General features: G+C 67.6%; 15 protein-coding genes. 4 read left to right on the top strand and 11 right to left on the bottom strand.

The features are described from left to right. Positions 1-32: 32 nt before the first annotated feature. The 4 genes from thiE to IB269_RS17580 all read right to left on the bottom strand — a co-directional run bounded on the left by thiE (position 33) and on the right by IB269_RS17580 (position 3,245). The gene (gene thiE / locus IB269_RS17595) at positions 33-956 is read right to left on the bottom strand and encodes a thiamine phosphate synthase (RefSeq protein ID WP_192367827.1); all 924 of its coding nucleotides are present in this window, start codon (positions 954-956) and stop codon (positions 33-35) included. 11 nt (positions 957-967) lie between these two features. Continuing rightward, positions 968-1,777, bottom strand: coding sequence for a thiazole synthase (locus IB269_RS17590; protein WP_013802786.1), 810 nt, complete (start codon positions 1,775-1,777; stop codon positions 968-970). Positions 1,778-1,809: 32 nt separating this feature from the next. Continuing rightward, the gene (gene thiS / locus IB269_RS17585) at positions 1,810-2,007 is read right to left on the bottom strand and encodes a sulfur carrier protein ThiS (RefSeq protein ID WP_192367826.1); all 198 of its coding nucleotides are present in this window, start codon (positions 2,005-2,007) and stop codon (positions 1,810-1,812) included. A 119-nt stretch (positions 2,008-2,126) separates the two neighbouring features. Continuing rightward, positions 2,127-3,245, bottom strand: coding sequence for an FAD-dependent oxidoreductase (locus IB269_RS17580; RefSeq protein WP_071957121.1), 1,119 nt, complete (start codon positions 3,243-3,245; stop codon positions 2,127-2,129). A gap of 354 nt (positions 3,246-3,599) precedes the next feature. Here IB269_RS17580 and thiD point away from each other — a divergent pair, with 354 nt between their 5' ends. Beyond that, positions 3,600-4,481, top strand: coding sequence for a bifunctional hydroxymethylpyrimidine kinase/phosphomethylpyrimidine kinase (gene thiD / locus IB269_RS17575; RefSeq protein WP_192367825.1), 882 nt, complete (start codon positions 3,600-3,602; stop codon positions 4,479-4,481). Between the two features lie 34 nt (positions 4,482-4,515). On the opposite strand, the gene IB269_RS17570 is transcribed toward thiD, so the two are convergent. After that, positions 4,516-4,992 carry an SH3 domain-containing protein gene (locus tag IB269_RS17570; RefSeq protein WP_012205133.1) on the bottom strand — a complete coding sequence of 159 codons (477 nt, stop codon included), beginning with the start codon at positions 4,990-4,992 and terminating at the stop codon, positions 4,516-4,518. Between the two features lie 201 nt (positions 4,993-5,193). Here IB269_RS17570 and IB269_RS17565 point away from each other — a divergent pair, with 201 nt between their 5' ends. Next, positions 5,194-5,958: an ankyrin repeat domain-containing protein gene (locus IB269_RS17565; RefSeq protein ID WP_012205134.1), complete on the top strand. Its 765-nt coding sequence runs from the start codon at positions 5,194-5,196 to the stop codon at positions 5,956-5,958. A gap of 115 nt (positions 5,959-6,073) precedes the next feature. Next, positions 6,074-8,275: a TonB-dependent receptor gene (locus IB269_RS17560; protein WP_192367824.1), complete on the top strand. Its 2,202-nt coding sequence runs from the start codon at positions 6,074-6,076 to the stop codon at positions 8,273-8,275. A gap of 178 nt (positions 8,276-8,453) precedes the next feature. Here the strand turns inward: IB269_RS17560 and IB269_RS17555 are convergent, their stop codons facing one another. The 6 genes from IB269_RS17555 to IB269_RS17530 form a co-directional block, all read right to left on the bottom strand. Then, positions 8,454-9,239 carry a peptidylprolyl isomerase gene (locus IB269_RS17555; protein ID WP_012205136.1) on the bottom strand — a complete coding sequence of 262 codons (786 nt, stop codon included), beginning with the start codon at positions 9,237-9,239 and terminating at the stop codon, positions 8,454-8,456. Positions 9,240-9,320: 81 nt separating this feature from the next. Then, positions 9,321-9,602: a BolA family protein gene (locus IB269_RS17550; protein ID WP_192367823.1), complete on the bottom strand. Its 282-nt coding sequence runs from the start codon at positions 9,600-9,602 to the stop codon at positions 9,321-9,323. Then, positions 9,599-10,198 carry a septation protein A gene (locus tag IB269_RS17545; protein ID WP_013802779.1) on the bottom strand — a complete coding sequence of 200 codons (600 nt, stop codon included), beginning with the start codon at positions 10,196-10,198 and terminating at the stop codon, positions 9,599-9,601. Before IB269_RS17545 ends, IB269_RS17550 begins: the two co-directional genes overlap by 4 nt. Before the next feature lie 125 nt (positions 10,199-10,323). Next, positions 10,324-10,737 (bottom strand): peptide-methionine (R)-S-oxide reductase MsrB, encoded by a 414-nt coding sequence (msrB, locus tag IB269_RS17540; protein WP_012205139.1) that lies wholly within the window; start codon positions 10,735-10,737, stop codon positions 10,324-10,326. Beyond that, positions 10,734-12,278, bottom strand: coding sequence for a protein adenylyltransferase SelO (locus IB269_RS17535; protein ID WP_192367822.1), 1,545 nt, complete (start codon positions 12,276-12,278; stop codon positions 10,734-10,736). Before IB269_RS17535 ends, msrB begins: the two co-directional genes overlap by 4 nt. A 69-nt stretch (positions 12,279-12,347) precedes the next feature. Further along, a complete protein-coding gene (locus IB269_RS17530; protein ID WP_012205141.1) occupies positions 12,348-13,364 on the bottom strand; it encodes an AraC family transcriptional regulator in 1,017 nt (338 codons plus the stop codon). A 190-nt stretch (positions 13,365-13,554) separates the two neighbouring features. Between IB269_RS17530 and IB269_RS17525 the strand changes: the two genes are divergently transcribed. Then, positions 13,555-15,267, top strand: coding sequence for a carboxylesterase/lipase family protein (locus IB269_RS17525; protein ID WP_192367821.1), 1,713 nt, complete (start codon positions 13,555-13,557; stop codon positions 15,265-15,267). Positions 15,268-15,278 lie beyond the last annotated feature (11 nt).

The following is a 15,278-nucleotide window of genomic DNA, read 5'->3' as shown; positions in this document are numbered from 1 at the left end:
CTCCCTTTTTTGTTGGAGTGCCCAGCAAGAACTCAGTCGGCAGCGTGCATGCTGGCGAGCAACTGCTGCGCCGCCGCTTCTGGATCCTCGGCATTGACCAGCGCCCGCACCACGGCCACCGAGCCCACGCCCGTGGCGCGCACGGCCGGGAACTGGTCGGCCGAGATGCCGCCTATGGCCACCAGCGGATAGCGCTGCATCAGCCGCACATAGGCGCCCAGGCGCGCCAGGCCCTGCGGAGCCGTGGCCATCTTCTTGAGCGTTGTGGGGAAGACGGCGCCCAGCGCGATGTAGCTGGGCTGCACCGCATGGGCGCGCACCATTTCGGCATAGCCATGCGTGCTCACGCCCAGGCGCAGGCCCGAGGCGTGGATGGCCTGCAGGTCGGCGCCGGCCAGCGCATCCAGGTCTTCCTGGCCCACATGCACGCCATAGGCGCCGGCATCGATGGCCTCGCGCCAGTGGTCGTTGATGAAGAGCAGGGCGTCCGTGCCTTCCACGGCGGCCACGGCGGCACGCACTTCGCGGGCGATGGCGTCGCGGTCCTCGGACTTGAAGCGCAATTGCACGGTGGGGACACCGGCGCGGGCCATGCGGCCCACCCATTGCGCGTCGGGCAGCACGCCGTACAGCCCCAGGGACCTTGGACAGTCCGGGAAGGCCAGTGCGGGATCGGCGCCCTCCAGGCCGAAGTCGCGCGGATCGTCGGGCCATAGCGTGGCCTCGAAGCGGCCCCTGCGCAGCGTCTGCGCCTGCCAGGCACAGGCCAGCGTCTCGGCGTCGATGGCGATGAAGCCCAGGGCGCTGCAGGCCTGCAGTGCCGCAAGATAGGCCGGCTCCTGGCGCTGTGCCTGCGGCACGGGCTGAGAGGGCAGGGCGGAGCCTTCAGGGGCGAAGGTGGCGCCGTGCAGGCGCACGATGGCGTCTGCCCAGGATTGGATGGAGTCGTTGCTCATGGCCGGTCTCCTCAGCCGTGGTGCCAGAACGGCGTGCCCAGCACGGGTGTGCTGGGCTGGGCGGCAGATTGCTCGGCCATGGCGCCGGCGCGATGGGCGGCGTGGCCGGCGTTCACGGCATCGGCAAAGGCGCCGGCCATGGCGACGGGATCTTCGGACAGGGCCACGGCCGTGTTCAGCAGCACGGCGTCATAGCCCCACTCCATGACCTGGCAGGCATGCGAGGGCCGACCCAGGCCCGCATCCACGATCAGCGGCACCTTCAGGCGCTCGCGCAGCGTCTGCATGGCGTAGGGGTTGACGGGGCCGCGGCCCGTGCCGATGGGCGCCGCCCAGGGCATGACGGCCTGGCAGCCCACATCCACCAGGCGCTGGCACAGCACCAGGTCCTCGGTGGTGTAGGGCAGGACCTGGAAGCCGTCCTTGATGAGGATGGAGGCGGCCTCGACCAGGTTCAGCGTGTCGGGCTGCAGGGTGTAGTCGTCGCCGATCAGCTCCAGCTTGATCCAGGGGGTCTCGAAGACTTCGCGCGCCATCTGGGCCGTGGTCACGGCTTCCTGCACGGTCATGCAGCCGGCGGTGTTGGGCAGCACGGGCACGTTGAGCTTTCTGAGCAGTTCCCAGAAGCTGGCGCCGGTCTCGGCGGCATTGCTGCCCTGGCGGCGCAGCGAGGCCGTGACCATGGCAGGGCGCGCGCGCTGCACGGCAGCTTCCAGCACGGCGGGCGAGGGGTAGCGGGAGGTGCCCAGCAGCAGGCGGCTGTCAAAGCGCTGGCCGTACAGGACCAGGCTGTCGTCGGAGGAAGGGGCGGAAGTCGTCATGGCGTGAGGCAATGGGAGAGTCGGATGGGGCATCAGCCGCCGGTCACCGGCGAGATCACTTCGAGGCGGTCGCCGTCGTTCAGCGCCTGATCGGCATAGCGGGCCTTGGGTACGAAGACGGTATTGATGGCCACGGCAAAGGGCGGGCGCGGCGCAAGCTGGGCCAGCGCGTCGGCCACGGTGGCTCCGTCGCTCAGTTCGGTCGCTTGCTGGTTGATGGTGATGTTCATGGCGGCTGGGGGGAAACGAAAGGCGGGTACGGGGGCTTGTTCGATCTTAGGCAGGGCCGGGGCTGGCGACCCTGCGTGCATGTCCGGTCTGTTGTGCGTGAAAGTGCCGTGCGTGCCGTTCAGGCGGCTGCCTTGTGCTGCGATGGCGCATGCTCGACGGCGACATCGAAGCGGCGGGCCAGTTCGGAATCGCCGCTGTCGAGCAACTCCAGCACCACGTCCAGCATGGCCGGCGCGATCATGAAGCCATGGCGGTACAGGCCGTTGACCTCCATCACGCGCGGCGCGCTCCAGCGCACGGCCGGCAGATTGTCGGGCAGGGTGGGGCGGCATTGGGTGGCGATCTCGACAATGCGGCCCTCGGCAAAACCCGGATGCACGGTGTAGGCGGCGCTCAGCAGCTCCAGCGTGGAGCGCACGCTGGCCGGCGACATGTCGTCGGACTCGATCTCGGTGGCGCCGATGACGAAGAGGTGGTCCTCCTTGGGCGCAATGTAGATCGGGTAGCGCGGATGGATCAGGCGCGTGGGCCGCTGCAGCGTGACCTCGGGCGCGTGGATGCGCACCACCTCGCCGCGCACGCCGCGCAGCGCAGGCCACTGGCCGCGTGCGCCCAGGCCCCGGCAATCCAGCACCCAGTCGGGCTGGCCCGGCGTGCCGGGTTGGAAGTCGGCCAGCTCGCGCGGCTGGTTCCAGTGCTGCTCCACGCCCAGGCGGGTCAGCGTGGCGTGGAGTGCGGCCAGCAGCTGGCGGTTGTCCAATTGGCCCTCGCCCTGCAGGTACATGGCCTGGGCAAAGCGCCGCTCAAGCGCGGGCTCGCAGTCGTGCAGGGCCTGGTCGGCCAGCGGCTGCAGCGCGGGAAGGCTGGGGTTGATGCGGCGGTTTTTCTCCAGCAGGCCGAAGAAGCGCTGGGCATCGCCCGCGTCCTGGCGGTGCCAGAGGATGAGGGTGCCGTTTTGCTGGAAGAACACGGGCGCATCGAGCTGGGCCAGCAGTTCGGGCCAGCGCGTCAGGCCGTGCTGGCCCATGCGCACCACGCCGGGCTCGGTGATGGCCGATTCGGCCAGGGGCGCGAGCATGGCGGCTGCCACGCGGGCGGCAGCGCCATCGCCTTCGGGGCCGTGGGCGTCATATACGGCAATGCCGTGGCCGCGACGGGCCAGCGCCAATGCCAGCAGCCGGCCCATGAGGCCGCCGCCCAGAATGGCGATGCGGGAAGAAGCTTGTAGAACGGACATGTGCATCTGGTGGTCAAGTGCGCCCATGCCCGTGGGACTGCCGGCCGGCTGTCCGCGCACAGGGCATGTGCTGGACAAAACGCGGCGTACCACCCCGATTGATTGAAACTCCCCACGCCAGCATGACCTGGATCGGGTGCAGGGGCGCTGCGCGGCAAGGTGCCTGTGGTGCAGGCTTGTGCGGCAGGGGGCTGGTCGCCCCGGGGCCCCAGGGTGTTTCTCAGTCACGCATCGGCGAGGCGGGCCAGGCCCTGTTTCACCGACGGGACACCCCTGTTTCGTCCGTCAGCAGGCATTACAGCACATCCCGCAGCTGCCGGTATTGACCATGCGCATGGGTGATAATTTTCGCCCATGACTGCCGACCACTCCCCTTCGACCGCCGCATCCCCCGAACCGGCTCCCGCCGCGCGCAAGCGCTATGCCCGCGTGCTCATCATCGCGGGCTCCGACAGCGGCGGCGGCGCCGGCATACAGGCCGACCTCAAGACCTGCAGCGCCCTGGGCTGCTACGGCATGACGGCCATCACGGCCATCACCGTGCAGAACACGCTGGGCGTCAGCGGCATCCACGGCATTCCCGTGGACATACTGCGCGGCCAGATCGATGCGGTGGTCGAGGACATCGGCGCCGACGCCGTCAAGATCGGCATGCTGGCCACGCCCGAGGTGGTGCAGGTGGTGGCCGATGCCATCCGCCGCCACCAGCTGCGCAACGTGGTGCTGGACCCCGTGATGGTGGCCACCAGCGGCGACCGGCTGATCGCGCCGGAAACCGCCTCCGTGCTGGTGCGCGAACTGTTCCCCCTGGCCACCGTGGTCACGCCCAATCTGGACGAGGCCGCGCTGCTGCTGGGCCACTCCATTGAGGGCATAGATGCACTGGACGGCGCCGTGCAGGAACTCCTGGCGCTGGGCGCGCCGGCCGCCTTGCTCAAGGGCGGGCACTTGTCGGGCGATCTGGTGGTGGACCTGCTGGGCCATGGCAACGGCCAGCGGCTGCGCCTGCAGTCGCAGCGCATTGCCACGCACAACGGGCACGGCACGGGCTGCACGCTGTCTTCGGCGATTGCCTCGCACCTGGCGCTGGGCCTGCCGCTGGAGGCGTCCGTGGCCCAGGCGCGCGATTACATCCTGGGCGCGATTGCGGCCGGTGCCGATGTGTTCACGGGCGCCGGCCATGGCCCGCTGAACCACGGCTATGCGCCGCGCGCGCAGGTCGTGGTCAACGGCTGAACGTCCAGCCAGGCGTCCAGGTAATCAGCCCAGGTCACCAGCCCCAGGTCAGGCTGCGCGCCACCCAGCCCTTTTGGCCGTTGTCGCGCTGGACCTGGGCCCAGGAGCCCTGTTTCCTGAGTGTGCGCACCACTTCCATTTCAGCCAGCTTGCCCACCACGCGATGGTTCTGGCCCGGGCCGGCGCGCAGGTTGGCGGTGCGCCCGGTCACCACCATGTGCGGGGTCTTGCCGGTCAGCGGCGCATGCACCCAGCCCAGCGTGCTCTCGTTGTCCCTGACGCGCAGCCACTGGCCCTTGCGCTGCACCACCTGCAGCGGATAGCCCTTGCCCAGTTCCCACAGCGTGGCCGAGCGCGTGGTGGGCTGCTGCCGCACATTGACGCTGGTGCCCTTGACGCTGACGAACTCGCGCGCATGGGCGACGGCCGGAGCCAGGGTGGTGGTGAGGACGGCGAGGGCGGTGGCGGCTGCGGCCAGCCAGCGGGCGGCACGGCGTTGATTGCAAGGCACGGGAACGGGTCTCCTTTCGTTCGAGGTCGGCTGGCGCGCGGAGACTTTCCAGCGCGGGCCGAGCCCAGGGAAAGCGCGTGGGATCAGGCGATGCCGCTATAGTTCCTGAATGAAACTGACGGGCGGCACCCCGGGTTCGCGTGCAATCGCCCGGGCTTGCCGTACGCTTGCCGCACCACAGTGTTTTCCAGGAGGGCTTGTATGCACCATGCTGTTTCCCGATCCGGCGCGCAGGGCCGGCACGCGGCGATTCTGACGGCCTGCCTTGCGGCGGGACTGGCGGATGTCCAGGCGCAGGAGGCCCAGGCCGTTGCCGCAGCCGCCGAGGGCCGCGACGCGGCCAAGGCGCAGGAGGGTGTGGTGAACCGCCCCGAATTCGGCCCCGCGCTGCTGGCGGCCGCACAGGCGGGCGAAGCGCTGCAGGTGCGCGACTGGCTCAAGCGCGGCGCGCCGGTGGATGTGCGTGATCCGCAGGGCAACACGCCGCTGCTGCTGGCCGTGCGCGGCAACCATGTCGAGGTCGCGCGCTCCTTGCTGGTCCACGGGGCCAATCCCAATCTCAAGAACGACCTGCAGGACAGCGCCTATCTGCTGGCCGGTGCCCTGGGCCGGCTGGAAATCCTGCGCATGACACTGTCCTATGGTGCCGACCTGCAAAGCGTCAACCGCTATGGCGGCACGGCGCTGATCCCCGCCTGCGAGCGCGGCCACGTCGATACCGTGCAGGCCTTGCTGGCTGCCGGGGTGCGGGCCGACCATGTGAACCGGCTGGGCTGGACCTGCCTGCTCGAAGCCGTTTTGCTGGGCGATGGTGGCCCGCGCTACCAGGACATCGTGCGCCAGCTGATCACGGCGAAGGCGGACCTCAGCCTGCCCGACAAGGACGGCGTCACGGCCCTGGCCCACGCCCGCCAGCGCAGCCAGCATGAGGTGGAGCGGCTGCTGCAGGAGGCGGGAGCGCGCTGATCGACGCAAGCGAAAACGCCTGAAATCGAGGTCTGAACACCAGAATCAGACGGATCTGATTGCTTGGGAAAGGTCTTGTTGCAAATGATTTCCATTTTCAACAAAGGCCCTTGCCATGCGCACTTCAGATTGCCGTTCCCGACCTTTCGTCTCCGGCCCCCAGTCATGCCTTTATTCGGTCTTCGCTGCGGCGCTGGTCACACCCGCATACGCGCAGGATGTGCCCCCTGAGGATCGCCAGGTCCAGCTGGCGCCGGTCACCGTTTCGGGACCGCGCACCACCGGCTCGCGCACCGAGGCATCCGACTCGGTCAAGTACGCCAAGCCGCTGCTGGATGTGCCCCAGACCATTACGGTGGTACCGGGGCAGGTGCTCCAGGAACAGAACGCCCTGAGCCTGCAGCAGGCGCTGTCCAATGTGTCGGGCATCACCTTCAATGCGGGCGAGGGCGGTGCAGGCTCGGGCGACAGCATCAACATCCGCGGCTTCAGCGCCAACGCCAACCTGCAGATCGACGGGCTGCGCGACAGTGGGCAGAACAACCGCAGCGACCTCTTCAACACGGAGTCTGTCGAAGTCATCAAGGGCCCGAACTCGGTCTTTGGCGGGGCAGGCACCTCGGGCGGCAGCATCAACATGATCAGCAAGCAGCCCAAGGCCCATGACTTCACCGAGGCCGACGCAGGCCTGGGCACGGCCAGCTACCGGCGCCTCACGCTCGACACCAACCGGGTGCTGGCTGGCGGCAAGGCCGCCATGCGCCTGAACCTCATGGGCCATGACAGCGACGTGGCCGGGCGCGACACCATCTTCAAGCGGCGCTGGGGTGTGGCGCCCTCGCTGGCTCTGGGATTGAATTCGCCCACGCGCGTGACTCTCAGCTTCTTCCACCAGAACGATGACAATCTTCCCGACTTTGGCGTGCCGGCCTTTCGCGGCAAGATGCTCGATGGCGTCTCGCGCAATGCCTACTTCGGCTGGCGCAACCTTGACCGCGAAAAGATCAGCCAGGATGCCCTGACCGCGAAGATCGAGCATGACTTCGCCTCGGGCGCCAAGCTGCAGAACCTCTCGCGCTACTCGCGGCTGAGCCGCGATACCGTGATCTCTGCCTCGCATGTCGATCTCCGGGGCATGCAGCCTGGCTACTACCGGCCCGCAGGGCCCCAGGCCTATGGCCGCGATGCGGCCACCACCCTGTGGATCAACCAGACCAACCTGACCCAGCGCTTCGACACAGGCGTGCTGGGGCATACGCTGATCACGGGCTTCGAGATCGCGCGCGAGACCTATGACCGCACCACCTCTTCCTACAACATCAACCGGCAGTTCCCGGCCGGCGGCTATCCGCTGGCCCGTCCGCCCGGATACTGGACGGGCACGACGGACTTGCAAAACAGCGGAAGGAACGAAACCAGCCTGGACACCCGCGCGCTGTATGCCACCGACTCCATTGCGCTGGGTCCGCGCTGGGATCTGAACCTGGGCCTGCGCTATGACTGGATCGACGGGCGCTCCAACGCCACAACGGCCGCTGGCGTGCGCACCGCGGTGGACAGCTCCGACGGCCGGCTCAGCGGCCGCACGGCCCTGAGCTTCAAGCCCGCCGACAATGGCCGCATCTACCTGGCCTATGGCACGGCCTTCAACCCTTCCGCCGAATTCCTGGTCTCCACGGGCTCGGGCCTGGATGCGGCTACGGCCTCGCTGGCACCCGAGAAGAACACCAGCCTGGAACTGGGAACCAAGTGGGATGTGCTGGACCGCCAGCTGGCGCTGACCGGCGCCCTGTTCCAGGTGGACAAGACCAATGCCCGAGAGCAGATGGCCGATGGCAGCTATCTGCTGGCCGGAGAGCAGCGCGTGCGCGGGCTGGAGCTCGGTGCCGCAGGCAAGGTGACGCCGCAATGGGATGTCTTCGCCAACTACACCTTCATGGCCAGCAAGACCCTCAAGTCATTGAACGAGCCTGCGCGTGTGGGCCAGGCGCTGGGCAATACGCCGCGCCATTCGCTGAACCTGTGGACCACCTATGCATTGCCCCAAGGCTGGACGGTGGGCTATGGGGTGCGCTTCGTGGGCACGCGCAATGTCACCTCGGCAGGCGATGGGAAGCTCTCTGCCTATTGGGTGCACAGCGCCATGGTCGGCTATGAACTCAACCGGCAATGGAAGCTCAGGCTCAATCTCGAAAACATCGGCAACAAGGCCTATGTGGCCGGCGTGCGCCAGCGCCTGGGCGAGCAGTCGCGCTCCTCGGCCGTTGAATACGGCGAAGGCCGCACGGCCAGGGTAACGGCAACCTATCAGTTCTGAAGTGCCGGATTGCCTGGGGCCCGACGCTCAGCGTGCCGGCCTCAGGTAACAATGCGTGCAAGCTGCCCCCGGAGGGCAGCTTTTGTGTTTGATAGGGTCGTCGGACAAAAAAAGAGCCCGCACAAGGCGGGCTGGTGATGGTCAGGCCGGCGGCAAAAACCGCCGACTCGTACGCATCTTACTGGATCTTGGCCTTTTCGCGCAGCGATTCCTGGAATTGCGCCAGCTTTTGCTGTTGCAGCTGCTGTACGATCTGGGGCTTGACTTCCTCGAACTTGGGCAGTTCGGCCTGACGTGCGTCGTCCAGGCGGATGATGTGGTAGCCGAACTGGGTCTTGACCGGCTCCTGGGTCATGCCACCCTTTTCGAGCTTGATCAGGGCTTCGGAGAACTCGGGCACGTAGTTGCCGGGGTTGGCCCAATCGAGGTCACCGCCACGGGCGCCGGATCCGGGGTCCTTGGACTCCTTCTTGGCGATGTCTTCAAACTTCTTGCCGGCCTTGATCTCGGCAATGATGGCCTTGGCGCGGTCTTCCGACTCGACCAGGATGTGGCTGGCCTTGTATTCCTTGCCGCTGTTGGCAGCGACGGCCTTGTCGTACTCGGCCTTGGCTTCGGCGTCGGTCACGGGGTTCTTCTTCTGGAAGTCCTCGAACAGCGCGCGGATCAGGATGGTCTGGCGGGCCAGTTCCATCTGCTGCTTGTAGGCTTCGCTGTTGGCCAGGCTGCGCTTGTTGGCTTCCTGCATGAAGATCTCGCGGGCGATGACTTCTTCCTTGATCTGCCCTTCCAGCTCGGGCGTCACGGGGCGGCCGCTTTGCTCGATCTGTTGCTTGAGCGCTTCGGCGCGTGCCTTGGGCACAGCCTTGCCGTTGACGACGGCGATGTTCTGGGCCGAGGCGGACAGGGCCGCGGTGCTCAGCACGGCGGCAGTCACCAGGCTGGTCAGAAGCTGTTTTTTCATGCGAATTCCAGATATGAAGGAAAAATTGATTCTATAGCGCGGATACGCAACAGGCTCCGAATCGTCGGAGCCTGTAAAAGTTCAAAGAACCTCGATGGCGATGGCGTGTGCGCCCTGGTCAATGAATTCTTGCAGCGCATCATACACAAGGCGATGGCGTGCCACGCGTGGCTTGCCTTGAAACAAAGGTGACGCAATGCGCACGCGGAAATGCGTGCCGAAGCCGGTGCCGTTGGCGCCCACATGGCCGGCGTGCTGGTGGCTCTCGTCGATCACTTCCAGGTGATTGGGGGCGAGGCGCTCGCGCAGCACGGCCTGCATGGCTTCGGCGGTGATGGGCAGCGGATGGGCGGGCGCGCTCATGGCTGCTTGTCCTGCTGCACGCCAGGCGGGGGCAGGGCATCGGGCGTGGCGGCTGCTGCCTCGCCCTTGTCTTCCTGCATGAAGCGGCTCATGTAGATGGCCTGGCCGATCACGAAGACCAGCATCAGCCCCATGCCGCCGAACAGCTTGAAGTTGACCCAGGTGTCGGTGTCGAAGCGGTAGGCGATGACCAGGTTGAGCGCGCCCATGACCGCGAAGAACGCCGCCCAGCTCCAGTTCAGGGTGCGCCATGCGTTGTCGGGCAGTTGCAGCTGTGCGCCCATGACCGAGCGCAGCAGGTTCTTGCGGAACACCAGCTGGCCTATCAACAGGGCGCTGCCCATGAGCCAGTACAGCACGGTGGGCTTCCACTTGATGAAGGTGTCGTTGTGGGCCAGCAAGGTGGCGCCGCCGAACAGCACGATCACGCCCAGGCTCACCCATTGCATGGGCTCGACCTTGCCGTGGCGCACGCGCAGATAGGCGATCTGGGCAATGGTGGCGACGATGGCCACGGCCGTTGCCGTGTAGATGCCCCAGACCTTGAAGGCGACGAAGAACAGGATGATGGGGAAAAAGTCGATCAGTAACTTCATTGGAAGGTTTCGATGGGCTTGGAGTCAGGCATGGGCCTGAGCTTGGCAGGCGCATTGTGGCGCAGCCGGCGCGGCCCGGCATCGGTGCAGGGCCGCGTGGCCTGGGGTTTTTGCGGGCCTGGAGCCTAGGCCTTGGGCGGCTCGAATTCCAACGATGCGGAATTCATGCAGTAGCGCAGCCCTGTGTCGGACGGGCCATCGGGGAACACATGCCCCAGGTGGGCGCCGCACTGGCTGCAGACGGTTTCGGTGCGCACCATGCCGTGGCTGCGGTCCACGATTTCGGTGATTGCGCCCGGGATGGCGCGGTCGAAGCTGGGCCAGCCGCAGCCGGCGTCGAACTTGGTGTCGGAGTCGAACAGCTTGCTGCCGCAGCAGATGCAGTGGTAGCTGCCATCGGCCCAGAACTGCTCATAGCGGCCGGTGAACGGGCGCTCGGTGGCTGCATGGCGTGTCACCTGGAAGGCGGCAGGTTCGGCGCCCTTGGCCTGCAGCTCGGCCTGCCATTCCTGTTCGGTCTTGTGGATGGGAAAGCTCATGATGAACAGCTGATCTCGATGGAGGAAGCCCAATCGGGCGGGAAGCCTGCCCATTCGGCATGCTCGGCGTGGGGGTCGAACGGAGTCTGCAGCACGGCCAGCAATTGGCGCACGGGAGCGAAGTCACCGGCCTTTGCGGCGCGGATGGCCATCTCGCCCAGGTGGTTGCGCAGCACGAAGCGCGGATTCGATTCTTGCATCAAAGCGGCGGCCGCCGCGGCATCCGTGCCTGCCAGGTGCCGTGCGTACAGGGCTGCCCAGCGGTCGAAGGCCTCGCGGTCCAGCACCAGGTCGCGCACGGGCTCGAGGTCGAGGTCCGTACCGACATTGGCACTGGCACCGGCAGCCACCGCATCGGTCAGGCGGCTGAAGAAGATGGTGTAGTCCACCGCGTTGTCGGCCATGAGCTGCAGCAGCGGGTTCACCAGGGCGGCAAAGCGCCCCTCGGCGGGCGGCGTGCCTGGCGCATCTTCGGGCAGGCCCAGCTTGCGCAGCATGAGGGCGCCATAGGCCTGCGGAAACACCTGCTTGTACGACTCCAGCGCTGCAATGGTCAGTTCCTCTTCGCCGATCAGCGGCAGCAGGGCCTGGCCCAGGCAGTACAGGTTCCAGTAGGCCACCTGGGGCTGGCGGTTGAAGGCGTAGCGGCCCTGGGTGTCGCTGTGGTTGCAGATGTGGCCGGGGTTGAAGGCATCGAGGAACTGGAAGGGACCGTAGTCGATGGTCAGGCCCAGGATGCTCATGTTGTCGGTGTTCATCACGCCATGGCAAAAGCCCACGGCCTGCCAGTGCGCCAGCAGCCGCGCCGTGCGCTCGCTCACGGCCTGCAGGAAGTTGGCGTAGGCGTTGCCGGCCAGTGCCTCGGCCGTGCGGCATTCGGGGTAATGGCGGTCGATCACGTAGTCGGCCAGCTGGCGCAGAGGGGCTATCTGGTCGCGCGCCGCAAAGTGCTCGAAGTGGCCGAAGCGTATGAAGCTGGGCGCCACGCGCGCCACCACGGCAGCGGTCTCGATCTCTTCGCGGCGGATGGGGGCGGGCGATCCGGTGAGGCTCAGCGCGCGCGTGGTGGGAATGCCCAGGGCGTGCATGGCCTCGCTGCACAGGAACTCGCGGATGGACGAACGCAGCACGGCGCGCCCGTCGCCCATGCGCGAATAGGGAGTGCGGCCCGCGCCCTTGAGCTGAATCTCGTGGCCCGAGGCGGTCTCACCCAGCAAGATGGCACGGCCGTCGCCAAGCTGGCCGGCCCAGACGCCGAACTGGTGGCCGCTGTAGACGCTGGCCAGCGGATGGCTGCCGGGCAGCACGGCATTGCCGGTGAGCGCCTGCAGGGCCTCATCGGAGGCCAGCCACTGCGGGTCCAGGCCCAGCAGCTCGGCGGTGCCGGTGCTGGTGGCAATCCAGTGCGGCTCGGGCAGCGGCGTGGGGCGCAAATGGGTGAAGAAGTCCGGGCCCAGGGCGGCGAAGCCGTCTTGCCAGGAGATGGGAGGGCGTGGGGAGGTCGCCGGAGCCTGGCCTTCGGCGGCAGCATGCAGGTTCATGCGGGAATTGTCCCCCAGCGCCTATGCCCCGTGGGGCGCAAGGTTCATGCGCGCATTCACCCCATGCATTCACGCACGCAGTTGCTGCCGGTACTGGCCCGGCGGCATGCCGAACCAGCGGCGGCAGGCGCGAAAGAGGTTGCTCTGGTCCACAAAGCCCAGCAGGTCGGCCACCTCGGCCAGGCTGCGGCGCGGCTCGCCCAGGTACTGCAGGGCCAGCTCGCGCCGGGTTTCGTCCAGCAGTTGCTGGTAGCTGGTGTCTTCGGCCTGCAGGCGGCGCTGCAAGGTGCGGTCGGTCAGGCCCAGCAGGCTGGCCACGTCTTCGCGGCGCGGCTCGCCCTGGGGCAGCAGGCGCGCGATCTCGTGGCGCACGCGCGCGCCCACGCCGGCCTGGCCCAGGTGGTCGAGTTCGGTTTCGACCAGCTTTTCGTGCAGTGCCAGCAGTTCGGGGTTGTGCGTGGGAATGGGGGCGAGCAGGTCGGCCTCGGACAGCAGGAAGCGGTTCGCGTCCTCGCCGAAGCGCGGCAGCAGGCCGAAGGCCGCGCGGTAGGCGGCCTCGTGCGAGGGGGCGGGCGCCTCGGCCATGAATTCCACGGCCAGCGGCCGGACATCGCGCCGCGTCAGCCAGTTGCACAGCACCAGCAGCGTGAGCACGGCGAACTCTACGCGCTGGCGCGGCACGGGCCGTGTGGCGCCGATGTGATGTATGGACAACCAGTAGCCGCGCGCATCGCGCTCTAGCGTGAAGGACGTTGCGTCCGAGATCACGGCCATGTGGCGTTCCAGGTCGCGGAAGCCGGCCAGCAGGTGCGGGCCCGAAGCCAGCGAGTAGCCGACCAGATCGATGTTGCCGTGGCGCGCGGCCAGTTGCCGGTCCAGCCCCAGCGTGGGATTGGCGGACTGGGCCACGGCCAGCTCCCAGAGCCGGCTCACGCGGTCCACATCGGTACGGGCCTGCGAATGCTGCAGTGCGGCAAGGTCGATATCGGCTGCGGCGCACAGGCTTTGCGGGGCCAGCCCTTCGGTGGCCATCATGTCCAGGATGCCGCGCACCCAGGCGGCGGAGCTGCTGCGCTGCGTTGTCATGACCGGGTTTTCCTGGGCCATTCGGGGCGCTGTTTGCGTTCTGAAGTCACTGTTTTGGCGTGGTTGCGATAGCGGCGTTTTGCCGCGCTGTTCCTAGAATTTTTGCAGCGCGGCGAACGACTGCGCAGTGTGACCCATGGGCCCGGCGCGGCCCATACGGGAAACCCCAAAAACCATTCAGGAGACAAGCATGCGCACAGGACAGCGGTGGATGGCTGGCGGCATACGCCTGGCCGTGGCTTCAATGGCTTTGTGGCTCGCGGCCTGCGGCGGCTCGGGCGGCGGAGGTCCCGAACTGCGCGAGACGGCCTACGGCCCCTTGCGCGGCGTGGACGATGGCGCCGCCACGGGCACCTATTACTGGAAGGGCGTGCCCTTTGCCCAGGCGCCCGTGGGCGCGCTGCGCTGGCAGCCGCCGGCCGAGCCCAAGGCCTGGGAGGGCGTGCGCGAGGCGCGCCAGTTCGGCAATGCCTGCCTGCAGATCGGGCGCATGTACGGCCCGGGAGCCAACAACCGCTTCGACGACACCATCGCCTCCACCCTGGGCCAGCCCGTGGGCAGCGAGGACTGCCTGACGCTCAATATCTGGCGCCCGGCCAGCGGTGCCGAGAAGCTGCCGGTGCTGGTGTTCATCCACGGCGGCAGCGCCATCTCGGGCTATACGGCCGATCCGCTGTATGACGGCGCGGCCCTGGCGCGCGCCGCCAATGCCGTGGTGGTGACGGCCAACTACCGGCTGGACATCCTGGGCTACATGCACATGCCGCAGATGCAGGCCGGCGCGCCGGCCACGGGCAACTTCGCGCTGCTGGACAACCTGCAGGCGCTGCGCTTTGTTCAACGCAATATCGCGGGCTTTGGCGGCGATCCGGGCAATGTCACGCTCATGGGCCAGTCGGCGGGTGCCACCAATGTGCTGGCGCTGCTGGCGGCCGAATCGGCGCGCGGCCTGTTCCACAGGCTTGTGCCCATCAGCGGCGGGCTGTCGCTTCCATCCAACCTGCCGGCCGGCGTGCTGGCCACGCTCAAGCCGGCTTCGGCCTACGCCACCCAGTCCGCGCTGTTGCTGGCCCATCTGATGGTGGCCGATGGGCTGGCTGCCGATGTGGCGGCTGCGGCCACGGTGGCTGCCGGCTGGACACCGGCGCAGATTGCGGCCTACCTGCGCGGCAAGGATGCGCGCGTGCTGCTGCAGACCCTGGTGGCCAAGGGCCTGACGGGCGCGGGACCGATTCCCGACGGCCTGCTGCTGCCCACCGATCCCATGGCCGCGCTGGCTGCGGGCCAATACAACCGCATGCCAGTGATGGCCGGCTACACGGCCGAGGAGGGCAAGCTGTTCGCGCCCCTGCTGGCTGCGCTGGGCGGCAAGCCGGGCTTCAGGATCGATGATGCGGCGCGCTTTCGCATGATGCAGTCCTTCGATGCGCAGTCGCCCAACGCGCCGGGCCTGGCCGACATCATCGATGCCGCCTACCTGCCCGTCGATACGCCGGTCACCGGCTACAACGCCCGCATGGCGCAGCTGACCCATCTGTTCGCCGACCCCAGCCGCGACCAGTTGCTCAACACGCTGCGCACCCGGCAGGCCGAGGTCTGGAGCTACCGCTTCGACTGGGCGCGCCAGCCCGCGCCCTGGAACACGGTCTACGGTGCGGCCCATGCGTTCGATCTGCCCTTTCTCTTCGGCAACTTCGGGCCGTCCGTGTTCTCCCGCGTGACCAACAGCACGGCGAATGCCCCGGGCCGGCTGGCGCTGTCGAACGCCATGATGGCCAGCCTCAAGGCCTTCATGCAGACGGGCGACCCGCAGAACGCGGCCCTGGGCCAGACATGGAAGCCCTGGCCGTCCAGCCTGATCTTCGACGCTGAGCCGGGCGCGACCAGTATCCGGCTGCAGTGAGAGAGCCGTTG

It is taken from the genome of Delftia sp. DLF01, from assembly GCF_014852125.1.
Taxonomy (GTDB): domain Bacteria; phylum Pseudomonadota; class Gammaproteobacteria; order Burkholderiales; family Burkholderiaceae_C; genus Comamonas; species Comamonas acidovorans.
This window is presented reverse-complemented; position numbering and strand designations above follow the sequence as displayed.

Coding starts and splice junctions, on each gene's coding strand:
- thiE (WP_192367827.1), bottom strand. CDS start 956: ATGAGCAACGACTCCATCCAATCCTGGGCAGACGCCATCGTGCGCCTG.
- IB269_RS17590 (WP_013802786.1), bottom strand. CDS start 1,777: ATGACGACTTCCGCCCCTTCCTCCGACGACAGCCTGGTCCTGTACGGC.
- thiS (WP_192367826.1), bottom strand. CDS start 2,007: ATGAACATCACCATCAACCAGCAAGCGACCGAACTGAGCGACGGAGCC.
- IB269_RS17580 (WP_071957121.1), bottom strand. CDS start 3,245: ATGTCCGTTCTACAAGCTTCTTCCCGCATCGCCATTCTGGGCGGCGGC.
- thiD (WP_192367825.1), top strand. CDS start 3,600: ATGACTGCCGACCACTCCCCTTCGACCGCCGCATCCCCCGAACCGGCT.
- IB269_RS17565 (WP_012205134.1), top strand. CDS start 5,194: ATGCACCATGCTGTTTCCCGATCCGGCGCGCAGGGCCGGCACGCGGCG.
- IB269_RS17560 (WP_192367824.1), top strand. CDS start 6,074: ATGCGCACTTCAGATTGCCGTTCCCGACCTTTCGTCTCCGGCCCCCAG.
- IB269_RS17555 (WP_012205136.1), bottom strand. CDS start 9,239: ATGAAAAAACAGCTTCTGACCAGCCTGGTGACTGCCGCCGTGCTGAGC.
- IB269_RS17550 (WP_192367823.1), bottom strand. CDS start 9,602: ATGAGCGCGCCCGCCCATCCGCTGCCCATCACCGCCGAAGCCATGCAG.
- IB269_RS17545 (WP_013802779.1), bottom strand. CDS start 10,198: ATGAAGTTACTGATCGACTTTTTCCCCATCATCCTGTTCTTCGTCGCC.
- msrB (WP_012205139.1), bottom strand. CDS start 10,737: ATGAGCTTTCCCATCCACAAGACCGAACAGGAATGGCAGGCCGAGCTG.
- IB269_RS17535 (WP_192367822.1), bottom strand. CDS start 12,278: ATGAACCTGCATGCTGCCGCCGAAGGCCAGGCTCCGGCGACCTCCCCA.
- IB269_RS17530 (WP_012205141.1), bottom strand. CDS start 13,364: ATGACAACGCAGCGCAGCAGCTCCGCCGCCTGGGTGCGCGGCATCCTG.
- IB269_RS17525 (WP_192367821.1), top strand. CDS start 13,555: ATGCGCACAGGACAGCGGTGGATGGCTGGCGGCATACGCCTGGCCGTG.